At 45.6% G+C, this 12,581-nt stretch carries 15 protein-coding genes; 13 read left to right on the forward strand and 2 right to left on the reverse strand.

Annotated elements, in window-relative coordinates:
* Nucleotides 1-28 precede the first annotated feature (28 nt).
* Nucleotides 29-361: a hypothetical protein gene (locus AC2TF6_RS13075; protein WP_491311384.1), complete on the forward strand. Its 333-nt coding sequence runs from the start codon at nt 29-31 to the stop codon at nt 359-361.
* 24 nt (nt 362-385) lie between these two features.
* Nucleotides 386-808 carry a DUF3995 domain-containing protein gene (locus AC2TF6_RS13080; protein ID WP_491311385.1) on the forward strand — a complete coding sequence of 141 codons (423 nt, stop codon included), beginning with the start codon at nt 386-388 and terminating at the stop codon, nt 806-808.
* Nucleotides 809-1,425: 617 nt separating this feature from the next.
* On the opposite strand, the gene ytaF is transcribed toward AC2TF6_RS13080, so the two are convergent.
* Nucleotides 1,426-2,055, reverse strand: coding sequence for a sporulation membrane protein YtaF (gene ytaF, locus AC2TF6_RS13085; RefSeq protein WP_491311386.1), 630 nt, complete (start codon nt 2,053-2,055; stop codon nt 1,426-1,428).
* Nucleotides 2,056-2,231: 176 nt separating this feature from the next.
* Here ytaF and AC2TF6_RS13090 point away from each other — a divergent pair, with 176 nt between their 5' ends.
* The 4 genes from AC2TF6_RS13090 to AC2TF6_RS13105 all read left to right on the forward strand — a co-directional run bounded on the left by AC2TF6_RS13090 (nt 2,232) and on the right by AC2TF6_RS13105 (nt 5,828).
* Nucleotides 2,232-2,900 carry a helix-turn-helix domain-containing protein gene (locus AC2TF6_RS13090; protein ID WP_491311387.1) on the forward strand — a complete coding sequence of 223 codons (669 nt, stop codon included), beginning with the start codon at nt 2,232-2,234 and terminating at the stop codon, nt 2,898-2,900.
* A 323-nt stretch (nt 2,901-3,223) separates the two neighbouring features.
* Complete coding sequence (locus AC2TF6_RS13095) at nt 3,224-4,219, forward strand: ROK family transcriptional regulator (RefSeq protein WP_491311637.1); 996 nt, start codon at nt 3,224-3,226, stop codon at nt 4,217-4,219.
* 3 nt (nt 4,220-4,222) lie between these two features.
* Complete coding sequence (locus AC2TF6_RS13100) at nt 4,223-5,452, forward strand: MFS transporter (protein ID WP_491311388.1); 1,230 nt, start codon at nt 4,223-4,225, stop codon at nt 5,450-5,452.
* Between the two features lie 64 nt (nt 5,453-5,516).
* The gene (locus tag AC2TF6_RS13105) at nt 5,517-5,828 is read left to right on the forward strand and encodes a hypothetical protein (protein WP_491311389.1); all 312 of its coding nucleotides are present in this window, start codon (nt 5,517-5,519) and stop codon (nt 5,826-5,828) included.
* Nucleotides 5,829-6,055: 227 nt separating this feature from the next.
* Here the strand turns inward: AC2TF6_RS13105 and AC2TF6_RS13110 are convergent, their stop codons facing one another.
* On the reverse strand, nt 6,056-6,769 hold the full coding sequence (locus tag AC2TF6_RS13110) for an HAD family hydrolase (protein ID WP_491311390.1): 714 nt from the start codon (nt 6,767-6,769) through the stop codon (nt 6,056-6,058).
* Between the two features lie 226 nt (nt 6,770-6,995).
* On the opposite strand from AC2TF6_RS13110, the gene AC2TF6_RS13115 reads away from it, so the two are divergent.
* The 7 genes from AC2TF6_RS13115 to AC2TF6_RS13145 all read left to right on the forward strand — a co-directional run bounded on the left by AC2TF6_RS13115 (nt 6,996) and on the right by AC2TF6_RS13145 (nt 12,368).
* Nucleotides 6,996-7,592 (forward strand): TetR/AcrR family transcriptional regulator, encoded by a 597-nt coding sequence (locus tag AC2TF6_RS13115; protein WP_491311391.1) that lies wholly within the window; start codon nt 6,996-6,998, stop codon nt 7,590-7,592.
* Between the two features lie 36 nt (nt 7,593-7,628).
* Nucleotides 7,629-8,678 (forward strand): flavin-containing monooxygenase, encoded by a 1,050-nt coding sequence (locus AC2TF6_RS13120; RefSeq protein ID WP_491311392.1) that lies wholly within the window; start codon nt 7,629-7,631, stop codon nt 8,676-8,678.
* A gap of 424 nt (nt 8,679-9,102) precedes the next feature.
* Nucleotides 9,103-9,804 (forward strand): sulfite exporter TauE/SafE family protein, encoded by a 702-nt coding sequence (locus AC2TF6_RS13125; RefSeq protein ID WP_491311638.1) that lies wholly within the window; start codon nt 9,103-9,105, stop codon nt 9,802-9,804.
* A 219-nt stretch (nt 9,805-10,023) separates the two neighbouring features.
* A complete protein-coding gene (locus AC2TF6_RS13130; protein WP_491311393.1) occupies nt 10,024-10,206 on the forward strand; it encodes a hypothetical protein in 183 nt (60 codons plus the stop codon).
* Nucleotides 10,207-10,383: 177 nt separating this feature from the next.
* Nucleotides 10,384-11,412, forward strand: coding sequence for a hypothetical protein (locus AC2TF6_RS13135; protein ID WP_491311394.1), 1,029 nt, complete (start codon nt 10,384-10,386; stop codon nt 11,410-11,412).
* A 112-nt stretch (nt 11,413-11,524) separates the two neighbouring features.
* The gene (locus AC2TF6_RS13140) at nt 11,525-11,917 is read left to right on the forward strand and encodes a DUF4240 domain-containing protein (RefSeq protein WP_454232777.1); all 393 of its coding nucleotides are present in this window, start codon (nt 11,525-11,527) and stop codon (nt 11,915-11,917) included.
* Between the two features lie 112 nt (nt 11,918-12,029).
* Nucleotides 12,030-12,368 (forward strand): DUF7716 domain-containing protein, encoded by a 339-nt coding sequence (locus tag AC2TF6_RS13145; RefSeq protein WP_491311395.1) that lies wholly within the window; start codon nt 12,030-12,032, stop codon nt 12,366-12,368.
* Nucleotides 12,369-12,581: the final 213 nt, after the last annotated feature.

Below are 12,581 nucleotides of genomic sequence, written 5' to 3' on the forward strand. Positions count from 1 at the left end.
CTTGTTAGATGAAGAAAGGAGCTTCTATATGAACATCCTGTATCTTATCGTGGCAATCATGATTATGCTTTTGGGGATTCTTCATATTTGCATCACACCCAGGAAATACAAAGCGATGACCCCAGAATCTATATGGTTCGTCAGCGGCGGGTTGGCGATCATCTCAAACGCTACCCTTAATTTAGCAAGGTTTAACGCTAAGATGGAGCCCGGTTTATTGGATTATTTTTGCCATGTAAATAACCTGCTGACTCTTACATTTTCACTTATTCTGGTTCGTGTACTTCCTAGGCCGCAAACGAAATTGTTGGCAGGTTTAATGGTCTTGGAAACTTTGTTGGGTTTTTCGGGCAAGTTTTAAAAACTGCATTGGGAGGCGGATGTAATGAAACTCGTTATGGCTTTGTCAGCCGTAAGTATTTTGGCTCTGATCAGCATCTTACATATTTATTGGGCGTATGGGGGGCGCTGGGGGATCGGTGCGGCCATACCTTCGAAAGCGGGGGAGTATGAGCCTGCTTTTAAACCCGGGAAGTCGGGGACACTCTTCGTGGCTGTTCTTCTTTTAATTGTTTGTTTCATACTCCTGATGCAAGGCGGTTATATAGATCACTTTCCGGCAAATTCCCTTACAAGAACGGGGTGTATCGTTTGCGCTTCTGTTTTCTTCCTACGGTCGGTCGGTGACTTTAGACATATCGGATTTTTCAAGAAAGTAAAGCACACGGTATTTGCAAGAAATGATACGTGGTTATATAGTCCGCTTTGTTTGTATTTAGCGCTAACGTGTACGATTCTTCTGTTTTAATTTGCGGGTTCAAAAAAATGAAGCGGCAACCCCTTAGGGTTATCGCTTCATGGAAATTAGATTCTGCGTTCAAAAACTAGAACATTCCGTCTGGATGACACAAGCCGAAAACCGTGGCTTAACAGGCATCGTTGAGCAAAAAACACACGACCGCCAAAGAATAAGAAACGGTTGCAGGGTCGGGCGCTGCCGATTATGCGGAAGGCGATGATAATTCTTCGTCCGGTTATGACACTGCGTCTAAACTTGATTTCGACTACATCTCTTCTTATGCGGGCCATATTAATCACCTCGCTTTCCTCTGAATACTATAGATAATGCGAGAATTGATAGAAAGGTAACTTAGATATCACCAGAAGCCATACAATTCCATGAATGACCTTATGCAGGGGACGCAGCAACATGTATACATTGCCGATTTCCCGGCTTTCACTGCAGGAGCATTCCGTGTCGTCAAACCGGGCGGGAAACTGCTGCTTATCGACAATGTGGCTCCGGAAGACGACGATTCGAATCTTTCTACAACCAGGTGGAAAAACAAAGAGACCCGAGTCATGCCCGGGTCTGGAAAAAATCGGTATGGATTCACCTTCTGGTCCTTTCTAGTTCCTCATCGTTCACAGTAAGCTGTTGGCGGCAATTACGAGAAGCATCATGCCGCTAACCAGGGTGCCGAATTGGCCTAACGTAAAGGAACCGATGCGGATGCCGGCAACTTTACCGCCCAGCCAGACTCCAAGCCACACGGTCAGAAAACTTCCCAAAGCCGCCGTAAGAGATATCGCAAAGGGAGAGAGGCCGAGCAGCCCCGCACTTAACCCATTGGTCAGCGCATTGGCCGAAAGGGCAATCCCCAGAATTAACGATTCGGCGATTCCGATATGCTTCGAATTGTCTCGGTCCACCTGCTCGGGATTCCGTAAAATCGACCGTAATCCATTTCCATTACTCTTTGACGGAGAGGGAGCTATTTCGGGCTCTTTTCCCGGAGTTGCCATCAAAATGATTCGTATTCCGATGAAGAACAGGCTAAACGCGCTCAGAAGGACGGGGAGCATGCCGGGCAGGACGGTAGAAATCCATTTTCCAAACCATATTCCCGTATAGCTGAACAAGAAGCAGACAGCGGCAACGATCAAGTTGGACAAAATTCCGATTCGGATTTTTCGAATCCCGTAAGAAATTCCCACACCTAAATTATCGAGACTCGATGAAATTGCAAAACCTAAGATAAGTAGCCACGCCATTTCTAAACACCTCGTTATGTTGTATTTGTTTTTAAAGTATGTGCCGTTGAGAAAGTAGTGCCAGTACCACCCAAAAATCTCAACAAACCTCACGTTTTTACGGACAAAGACAAGGTAAATTTTTCAACAGTCTTTCATATACTAGTTCATAAAGGGTCGAGAAAGGAGATGCCCCGATGGAAGCCCTTGATCCGCCGAAGGAAAGCACGATTGGGGAACTAATTAAGGCTCAGTTGAAAAAGCAATCGCTTTCCATGCGTAAGCTTAGCAGTCTCTGCGGAATGGACACCGCTACGATTTCACGAATCGTAAACGGCAAACAGGAGCCAAAGCTCATTCATCTAAAGCTTTTTTCCGAATACCTGGATCTGTCGCTGGATAGGTTGATCGAAGCTTCCGGTTATATGGTGAACCCTGGAAAAGAAGCCGGCCATTCTCATATCCATCATTCGCTGGGTATGCTGCTGGAATTGTTCGGGGACTCTAGCGTGTCCGATTTAAAAGCCACAACGGGGCGCATTGAACAGGAATTGGCCAAATACGAACTGTATGCACAGACGGAAGAAGGACATCGCTTGATTTGCCGGGAGTTCGATACCAAGCTGGCACAAGTGAACGGGGTAGGGCCGTTAATCGATCAATTGAAGGAAATGTATACTCTCTACTGCGCCAAAAGTTCCTCCGAAACCCATCAGGCTATCCTCGGAAGCGCTTTGTTGTACTTCATTTTATCTGCTGATATTATACCCGACTATCTGTTTCCGATCGGTTACGTGGACGATGCCATGGCTGTTCATCTTGTTCTAGACAGGCTGAGTCAAAGTGGTTTTCCGCACAAGCTTTGACCGCCTGCAGGCGGTTTTTTATAATAGGGAAGTTTCCTATAACGAATTTGTACCTGTCCTGAACCTTATGGAAGGATTAAAATAAACAGGATGTTGGACGCCACTGTCGTCATCGGAACTCGAAGGAAATTCCGGAGCCGCTCGGTAGGCGGCTAAAGGGTTTCATAAGTGCTTTGTAAGCCGCATAGTGTGCGGCTTTTTCTTTTTCATTGCTTAAAGAGGCTATTTCTGTTATTATCATGACAACTTATTAAATGCGTTTAATAAGTGAGCGAGGAGTGTGATACAGGGTGAGTGAGCTGCCTCCTACATCCAATGACGGCATGAAGAAAGCTATCCTTCGCAGCATACGCGCAGCTCTTCTGGAGCTTGGAAGCGCAACGAAGGTTGAACTTAGTCACAAACTAGGCATCAGTTTTCCTACCGTCAGTAAGTTTTTGACTCAAATGGAGAAGGACGGGGAAATTTTTTCAGCCGGTCTTGATGGTTCGAGTGGGGGAAGACGGGCCGAAAGATACGCGTATAATCCGGATTATATGCTTGGTTTGGCTTTGTTTCTGGAGAAAACAGAAACGAATTACACGATTTTCAATTGTTCGGGGGACATAAAAGAATATGCCCAAACATCCGGTGTCCTGACGGACCCTATTCTCAGCTTAACGGATCAAATCGAGAGGATCATCACGAAGTATCCGAAAATTCGATCCATAGCGGTCGGTGTGCCCGGCGCGGTCAACAATGGCCGGATCATCTATATTCCCGGCTATGAGCAGTTTCATCAGTTTGATCTGAAAAGCTATTTTGAAGAGCGTTTTTCCATTCCGGTCGCGGTTGAAAACGATATGAATGCCGCAATTCTCGGCTATCACTTAAAAGGGACCCAGACAGGCAATCCGACTCTGATCTATCTGAATTTCGGACAAAACGGACCCGGTTCCGGCATTCTGGTCAATGGCGACGTGGTGCGGGGAAGCACGTTCTTTTCGGGAGAAGTTTCATTCGTGCCTCAGTATGACGACCGCAATTTCCTGCAAGCTTTGGAGCGTGAAGCGGGATCTGAAGAAGAAGCCCTTCGCGAGAAGGAGATAGATGCCGTTAGTAGGTTGATCGCTTCGTTTACCGCTATTCTTAATCCTCACGCGATTATTTTTTGCGTCAATGAAGTCAGCAGCTCTCTTCTTAATCTAATCGCAAGTAGGAGTGCCGACTACATACCGGAAGAACATCTTCCGGAACTGTGTACCAGTGACTGGAAGCAGGATTATTTGAACGGACTACAGCACCTCGGGCTTGACCTTATGATCTGGGAGAAGAGGTGACCTATGGCTACTTTCTTTTTATTGATTATTTATATGGCTTTTATCAGCCTGGGACTGCCGGATTCCTTGCTGGGATCGGCCTGGCCCGTCATGCAAACGGATCTAGGCGTACCGCTTGAAACCGCCGGTTTGCTGTTTATGACCGTCACAGCCGGCACGATTGTTTCCAGTATGGCAAGCGGCACCCTGCTTAAATGGTTCGGAACGGGGAAACTCACCCTCATCAGCTGCATCATGACGGCCGGTGCTCTGCTCGGCTTCGCTGCAGCCCCATCGCTTGTCTGGTTAATGATCTGCGCCATCCCCCTTGGATTGGGCGGAGGCGCCGTAGATGCGGGCCTGAACAATTACGTTGCCGCACATTACAAAGCGCATCATATGAGTTGGCTTCATTGCTTCTGGGGAGTGGGAGCTACGCTCGGGCCGATTATTATGGCGCAATTTATTTCAGGACCGGACTCCTGGAGGGATGGATACCTGACAGTTGCCGGGATTCAGTTTGCCCTGGTGATTCTCCTGTTCGTCACCCTGCCCTTATGGAACCGGGTAGCAAGGAATAACCACACGGCTCTAGGCAAAGAAACGGAAGATCTGAACGGGGCAGGGGATGAGCGTTCCGAGAGCTCCGTAAAGCCTTTACAAATCAGGGGAGTTAAGCTCGCTTTGGTCACCTTCTTGTTTTATTCCGGAGCGGAAGCGACAATCGGGCTGTGGGGAAGCAGCTTTCTGGTGAATATGAAAGAGCTGCCGGCCGCGGTCGGGGCGCAGTGGGTGTCCCTTTATTATGCGGGAATCACAGTCGGCAGAATGGTTACGGGATTTATTACGTTCAAAGTGTCTAACCGAACCCTTATCCGGGGAGGCCAAATCACCGCTCTCGCCGGTGCGGCCTTGCTGATTCTGCCATTGCCGCCTGTTTTCTCGCTTGCGGGTTTTATGATAACGGGATTGGGCCTGGCGCCTATCTACCCGTGTATGCTTCATGAAACGCCTGTGCGTTTCGGCCGGAAACACTCCCAGTCGATTATGGGGTATCAAATGGCCGTGGCCTATGTGGGCAGCACGTTTATGCCTCCTCTGCTCGGTTTTCTGGCTTCCCTTTTCGGCATCGGAGTGTTCCCGTTTTACATTGTACTGTCCGCCGCAGCTATGCTCTTGTTCTCGGAAAAACTGAATGTCTTCTTAACGGCCAGGAAGAATGCCTTGAAGAACAACACGACTTTCACAGGATGATCATTTTGTCCTTATGCGTTCCTAAGATATAATAGATGTACTAAAAAATAGGGGAGGCATTTCAATGAGCCAGCGTTATCGCATTACAAGGGCGTTTCAGGAAAACGGCAATTCCGCAAAAACGATCTCTTTGGAGGAGTGCAAGCAGGTTTTCTCGTCCAAAGCCGATTTTTCTTATACAACCGTTTTTACGGTGAATGGCGCAACCAGCATGTCCATTGAAGGGGACTTTTTCATGTGGAGCTACGACGAGAATACCAAGATTCCATTCAGGCATTACGAGGGTGACATCTACGTGTCCGGTACGAATAAAGTCGTCATTCCCTTGGTAATTGAAATTGCGAGCGAATTAGGGGCGGATGTGCAGGAAGAGTAGATCCTAAACGGAATCGTACGAATGCAGGAAGCCTTCCGGGTATAAGTGTCCGGTTGGCTTTTTTTGTGCAGGTTGAGGCCGGAACTTTCCTTACATCCGACTTACGATTACCCTGAAAGGAAATGCGAAGCTGTGGGAGGTTACATTCAGTGAAATGAAGTATTGGTGGGAATGACAAAAGAGCTTGTCTTCATTAGAAGGCAAGCTCTTTTCGTCTTTTGTAAATGTTAAGTTAGCGAAGAAAGCGGGGCAAAAGGCAGCGAATCTTTTAAAGCCCAGAGCTCTTCAAAACTTCTTACCCGGTGATCGGCGAGTGAAAGATCCTGATTGCCCGAACCGGGATTTTGAAGCCCGATGCACCGCATGCCGGCACTTTTCGCGGCCTTGACGCCGTTTCGTGAATCTTCGATGACGAGACAGGAAGAGGGTTCCACTCCCAGCAAGCCGGCCGCATGAAGAAAAATGTCCGGCGCCGGTTTTCCGTGCTTAACTTCCTCTCCGCTGACTCGTACGTCGAAATAAGGCCCAAGGCCGGTCTTGTCCATAATCAGCTCAATAAGCGGCCGGGGGGAAGAGGAGGCGACAGCTACCGGAATCTGCTTTTCTTTAAGCCAGCTTAACCAGCGTTCCGCTTGAGGCATGGCCGTAAGCTCCGTATGTCCGGACAAAATAGTCATCACATTGTCCTTGTGATACGTTAACACCTGTTCCAGCGCAAACGGAATCCGGTGCTTGTCCAGTATTTGCTCCCACATGGATTCCAGCGTTACACCCACAAAACTATGATGGTCCTCTTCGCTCACAGGCACGCCGAAATGGTCGAACGAACTGCGTTCAATATCAAAATAAATCGGTTCGCTGTCTATAAGGACGCCGTCCATATCGAACAGAACCGCTTTTATGGAAGCTGCCTTCCATTCGGATTCGTTTAAATCCTTCAATGAAATTCCTCCTTTGACCTACATTGCGGATTACAAACCCATGCTAGCATATTAGCCCCTCCTTTTAAAGGTTTAAAAGCGTGTTCAGGGGCGAGTCCGGCTTTCTACGATTTGATCAATCAGTCCGACGTCTCTGGCCACGCCGATGAAGCCGGAATGAACCTTTCAAAACGTGCTCCGTCATGCTATACTTTATGCAAGCAAGTACTTGCATGCATGAAAGGGGATGCAGATGGAACAAACTGCGCAAGAAACCCGAGATAAGATTTTAACTGCCGTCATCTTTTTAATGAAAGAAAAGGGATACAAAGGCATGACGACACGCGCAATCGCAAAAGAAGCCGGCGTGAACGAAAGTACGATTTTCCGGCATTTTGTTAATAAACAAGGAATCTTGGACGCCTTAGTGGACCGGTATTCCTATGTTCCCGGCATCCATCAAGTCTTTGACAGCTTAACGGGAGAGCTTCAATCCGACCTGACCCACGTTGCGCGAGCGTACCATGAGTTTATGAAGCACAATGGCGAGATGGTGTTAATCGGATTAAGAGAGACCGGGCAGTTTCCTGAACTGGACGAAAAAACAGCCGCTATACCGATTCAATTAAAGGAGCTGCTTGTCGACTATTTAACCCGTATGCACGAGAACGGCGCCATTCAGAAAACCGATTTTGAAGCGTCGGCGATGACTTTTATTTGGATGAATCTCGGCTATTTTATATCCTCTTCTCTTTACGGTCAAAAAATAACGCACGTAAAAGTCGAAGATTTTCTACAGTACGGTGTTCGTACATTCGCTCAAGGTTTGTTAAAGGGACATTAAAGAAACGATAAAATCGCAGCTAGGGGAAATGTGAAGATGAACCATGTGGAAGTTATCATAATCGGCGGAGGACAAGCCGGTCTCGCAATGGGGTATTTACTGAAGCAGAAAGGAGTAACCTTCTTCATTCTGGATGCCCATAAACGGACCGGAGATTCCTGGAGATCGCGCTACGATTCCTTGACTTTATTTACACCGAGGATGTACAGCAGCCTTCCCGGCATGAAGTTTCCGGGGGTTCCTGAAGGTTTGCCTGCCAAGGATGAAACGGCTGATTATTTGGAGGCGTATGCCAAGGCTTTCGCTCTGCCTATCCGGCATCAGACGAATGTACATTCACTTACTAAACATGAACTTGGTTTTAAAATTGAAACCGGACAGGAAACTTTTATTGCGCGTCAAGTAGTCGTGGCCACGGGGCCTTTTCAAGAACCTGTTATCCCGGATTTTGCGAAAAAACTGCCGAAAGAAATCGTTCAGCTGCATTCATCCGGCTATAAAAATGAATCACAGCTTGCGGACGGTCCTGTACTGGTGGTCGGCGGCGGCAATTCGGGTGCGCAAATCGCGGTTGAACTTTCCGATCGCAGACCAGTCACGATCTCGGTGAGCCGACCCATAAGTTTTAAACCCATGCAATTGTTCGGAAGAAACATTTTCTGGTATTTCGAGACATTCGGTTTGCTGAAAGCGAACGCGGAGTCTCCGCTTGGTTCTTGGCTGAAAAAACAACCCGAGCAAGTATACGGGACCGAATTAAAATCCCTCCTGAAAAAAAGAATCGTTTCTTTGAAGCAAAGAGCAATAGATGCAGACTCCGCAGAGATCCTCTTTAAGGACAAATCGCGGATGAAGGTGTCTACTGTCATTTGGGCCACCGGTTTTCGAAACGCTTATCCGTGGATCGACATTCCGGAAGCGGTAGATGTCAACGGAAAGCCGATTCATCGCAGCGGTGTCAGCAAGGTGAAGGGATTGTATTATTTAGGATTGCCTTGGCAATCCTGCCGCGGCTCCGCTTTGTTAGGATGGATGGGGCGAGATGCCGAACGCTTGGCGGAAGTCATCGAACAGCATGCTGAGTGATCAGGGTGAAACATGCGACTGTCGATGAGAACAGCAAAGAGTGGGGAGCCCCGCCGGAGAAAACGGGTGACTCGCGTGCAGAACAGAGACATAAGTACAAGATAAATGGAAAACTCCATAAATTTCATGCTTTATCAGAATAACTATAACTACGTTTAAAGGCCGTATAAGAATTTTGTGTATAGGATCTTGTTAGATGGACTTAAAACCGCTTGAATAGCTATTTGAACCCGTTAAAACACGTGTTTTTTGTATAGGGAACGTATGATATTATATAGATCTGTACAAAAAGGAGGGGTTCTCTGCGTTATTTTAATGTTGATGCAAAATCGTTGAACAGGTGGTCTTATTTAGCCGGTGGGAGGGAGCAATGACTATCTCTCTGATCGTGCTGGTGGTCGCTGCGGTTTTTGTCGGCGCCTTCATGAAATCTATGTTCGGCTTCGGGGAGGCGATCGTGAGCATGCCATTGCTTGCCCTGCTGCCGGTACCTCTGCAAACGTCGGTTTCCCTGATCGGTTTGGCGGGACTGACCGTTGCTTTGCTGACCGTGTTTAGCGGCTGGCGCCATGTTGAACGTCCTGTCCTGATTCGATTGGCCGTTTCCACTGTAATCGGTATTCCTTTCGGGCTTATTATGCTTCACCTTGTTCCTGCTATCGTGATTACTTCCGCACTTGGTATTTTCTTAATTATTTTCGGCTGCTATTCCTTACTGAAGAAGATACTTTCCCGGAAAATCGGGCGCCCGCTGCTTCACAACCGAGGATGGGTTTTGCCGTTCGGTTTTGCTTCCGGAGTTCTTGGCAGTGCCTATAATTTTAACGGTGTACCGGTCGTTGTTTACGGTACCTTGCGTCGCTGGAATCCGAATCGTTTTCGGGGCACGCTGCAAGCACATTTTCTTATATCCGGCTTACTCGTTGTGACAGGACATGCACTCGGCGGATTATGGACGTTTGACGCGTTGGTTTTGTATGCGTACTCTTTGCCCGCTATTCTTGCGGCTACCGGACTTGGCGTCCTCTTGAATAAGCGAATTTCCGCTGAAAATTTCGAGCGGTACTTATTTATGATGATCATCGCTCTTGGAATTCTGTTAATTCTGCCAAACGGCTCTAACTAAGTTTATCCGATATCTTGTACCGTGTTTCTGGCGGCAGCATGATCGTAATAACTTAATAATTATGAAAAGACCGGCAGCTTTAATCTGCGGGTCTTTTTTATAGACGAAACATTTCCTGATCCAACTAGTTGGAACCGGATAAAGGAAACGTCAAACCTAATTATGGTAAAATAAGTGAGTTCGGTATTTCTTCGTTACGTATGAAAGAGGCGATGAATTATGAATGATGAAACCAATAAGGAAATATTAAAAGAACTAAGGAACTTAAATGAAAAAATCGATCATTTGAGTGCATCAAAAGGATTATCCACCCCTCTTAAGATTTTAGCCGTTTTTCTCGGGTTCGCGGTGATAGGTCCTATAGTTGTTGAGATTTTGTCCGTCTTGCTAAATTTATTCTAGATAACCGCGTAAGGGCTGTAATTTTTTATAGGAAAATAATAATATATTTATCTGTGGTGAAGGTAGTATGGGGAATGAAGGTTTTATTGAGAACCCCATAAAAAGTTATTGGCAATTTTCTTAATGTGAATGGATGAAACATGTAAAATCACAAATATCCAGTAAGGAGGCGTTTATATGACGTTGGAAGAAGTGTTGGCGACGTTGCCGGACAAAGGGAAGAAGAGAGAAGACGCTATTGCGCGATTGAGTCATGTAGAAGCACTTCTATATCTTGTAGACCATGAGAAAGGGAAGTGCAAAAAAGCGGCGTTAAAAGCACTTGCTCATCAAGAGTGCGGGGAAGCGACTGCGATCTGGGAAAAATATATGAAACATAAAAATTTGGGCGAGGACATCCTGATGCCAGCTATTTCGGATACGGTTTCGGAAGTGGTGGGCAGTCATTGCGAGAAATATTTTCACGAGCTGTTTCAACAGCCGCCAGATTTTCTGACCGATCAGGATGAGTTTGAACGATTCACTGCCGTTGTTTCCGTTATGCTTGGCAAAGGCAGCCCGTCCATGATCGGCGTCTACCGTATCATTGCGGCGAATCAGCCATTGGTTGAGAGGCTTAAACTATTGGCCAATAAGGACTATGTGCACATTAACGATACGCTCAGAATATGGAACCCGCAGCCACAGGATACCATATGTATTTTCCCGGTGGTGCTTGCTGCTTCGATTATACGGAGCATGAATGAACGGTTGATTTTGTTAGCTGAGGAGCTGTATACGCAATACGGTAATGAGTGGTTGATTCCTTATTTTACCGCAAAACTTCTTACCAACCGAGCAGACACCGTGTATGATGAATTTGCTATTTATTTGCAGGATGAAGCATTAAATCGGTATATTCATAACGGCTTGGGACGGATCTATTATGACGATCAGGTTGGCAGTCACACCATGTCGGTACTTTGGGGACGTTACAGCTACGGAAGTTACGATAACAGAACCTATTTCAAGTGTAAATTGGCAGAAAGTCTGGATGCCAGGTGGTTGGAACGTTTGATGGAACATCCGCACCTTAACGATAAGGTCAAATTTCAATTTTACAATCGATGTCCTGTTATCTACGAATCTTACAAACAGATGTTGATTGATTTGCTACCTAAGACAATTGAAGATGCACGGATGAGAAGTTATTTGGGACTATCATAGAGAAGCGAAAACGAGCAGAATTCCGTTTCCGGGAGAGGTGTAACTATGATTAACATGTGAAAAGCTGTAGGCTATGGCGAAGATCTAAATTAATCATGAGTGAGGTGGCTTTATGGATAATTCTAATATTATTTTACCAAAAGAAATTAGTGACATTGTAAGCGATTGGTTTTGGGATATTATTTGGAAGGCAAATCAGAATACGGATAAATTAAGGGAAATATTGAGAGGGATGGATCAAGAAAGTATTATAAAATTTCAGGAACAATTTTTAGATGCCGCAGTTGAATTACAAGATGAACCATTTGTGAATTATATGGAAGAGTCAGAGGATGGGATTGAGGATGTAAGCTATTTGGTAGTAGGCAGAGGGAAGAAATACTATGCAGAGATACTTCATGATCCCAAGAAAATCCCTTTTACAGCCGAAAATTGTGAAATTTTATTCGGCATCGCAGATGAAATATGTATTGAAAAATTCGGCGAGTCAACTGGAATATATTAGGGATACGAGCCCTTGATCTGTCAGATTAGTTGAGATGGCGAAAGATGACCTTGAAATGAAATGGAAAAATCAATGTGAAGTGATGAATTTAAACATGGGGAGGGTGTAAATTATGACGAAAGAAAAAATGAATTTAATCAGTGTTAGGGATGTGTTATCACATCCAGAGAAAAATCCAGAGACTTGGTTTTATCTTCCTCCAAATTCAAAAGAATGGAACTTAAATACAAAGGGGATATTTTCGCTAGATAGCTTTGATTTTCCACCTGATTCAGATGATTTTTTACCGGAACAAGTGAAACAAAATGGTTGGGTAGAAACATTGGATGGTGCAAGTATTGAGGATGTAATTGACAATGCAAATGATCAGTTAGAATACCCATCACTAGATCAGTTACTCCAAGCGTTCATTTATTATTTTGAAAATGATGCGTTTTTAGTTTTTAAGTAGTTAACTGTATATGCCAAAATTCACCTGTGATCGGACAGCATCTTGCTTATCAGTAAGTGAAATGGAATGCGAAACAGAATAACAGTCCTATCTTTGCCATTATAGATGCTTTTTATTTCATGGTAACTGTCGCACTTCATATTACAATCTCGTAGCTGAATAAAATAACCCATACGACAAAAAGTTTTACAAAGAATCCAGCACAAGATACTG

The sequence above is a fragment of the Paenibacillus sp. JNUCC 35 genome (assembly GCF_058269095.1).

Coding starts and splice junctions, on each gene's coding strand:
- AC2TF6_RS13075 (WP_491311384.1), top strand. CDS start 29: ATGAACATCCTGTATCTTATCGTGGCAATCATGATTATGCTTTTGGGG.
- AC2TF6_RS13080 (WP_491311385.1), top strand. CDS start 386: ATGAAACTCGTTATGGCTTTGTCAGCCGTAAGTATTTTGGCTCTGATC.
- ytaF (WP_491311386.1), bottom strand. CDS start 2,055: ATGGCGTGGCTACTTATCTTAGGTTTTGCAATTTCATCGAGTCTCGAT.
- AC2TF6_RS13090 (WP_491311387.1), top strand. CDS start 2,232: ATGGAAGCCCTTGATCCGCCGAAGGAAAGCACGATTGGGGAACTAATT.
- AC2TF6_RS13095 (WP_491311637.1), top strand. CDS start 3,224: ATGAAGAAAGCTATCCTTCGCAGCATACGCGCAGCTCTTCTGGAGCTT.
- AC2TF6_RS13100 (WP_491311388.1), top strand. CDS start 4,223: ATGGCTACTTTCTTTTTATTGATTATTTATATGGCTTTTATCAGCCTG.
- AC2TF6_RS13105 (WP_491311389.1), top strand. CDS start 5,517: ATGAGCCAGCGTTATCGCATTACAAGGGCGTTTCAGGAAAACGGCAAT.
- AC2TF6_RS13115 (WP_491311391.1), top strand. CDS start 6,996: ATGCAGATGGAACAAACTGCGCAAGAAACCCGAGATAAGATTTTAACT.
- AC2TF6_RS13120 (WP_491311392.1), top strand. CDS start 7,629: ATGAACCATGTGGAAGTTATCATAATCGGCGGAGGACAAGCCGGTCTC.
- AC2TF6_RS13125 (WP_491311638.1), top strand. CDS start 9,103: ATGAAATCTATGTTCGGCTTCGGGGAGGCGATCGTGAGCATGCCATTG.
- AC2TF6_RS13130 (WP_491311393.1), top strand. CDS start 10,024: ATGAATGATGAAACCAATAAGGAAATATTAAAAGAACTAAGGAACTTA.
- AC2TF6_RS13135 (WP_491311394.1), top strand. CDS start 10,384: ATGACGTTGGAAGAAGTGTTGGCGACGTTGCCGGACAAAGGGAAGAAG.
- AC2TF6_RS13140 (WP_454232777.1), top strand. CDS start 11,525: ATGGATAATTCTAATATTATTTTACCAAAAGAAATTAGTGACATTGTA.
- AC2TF6_RS13145 (WP_491311395.1), top strand. CDS start 12,030: ATGACGAAAGAAAAAATGAATTTAATCAGTGTTAGGGATGTGTTATCA.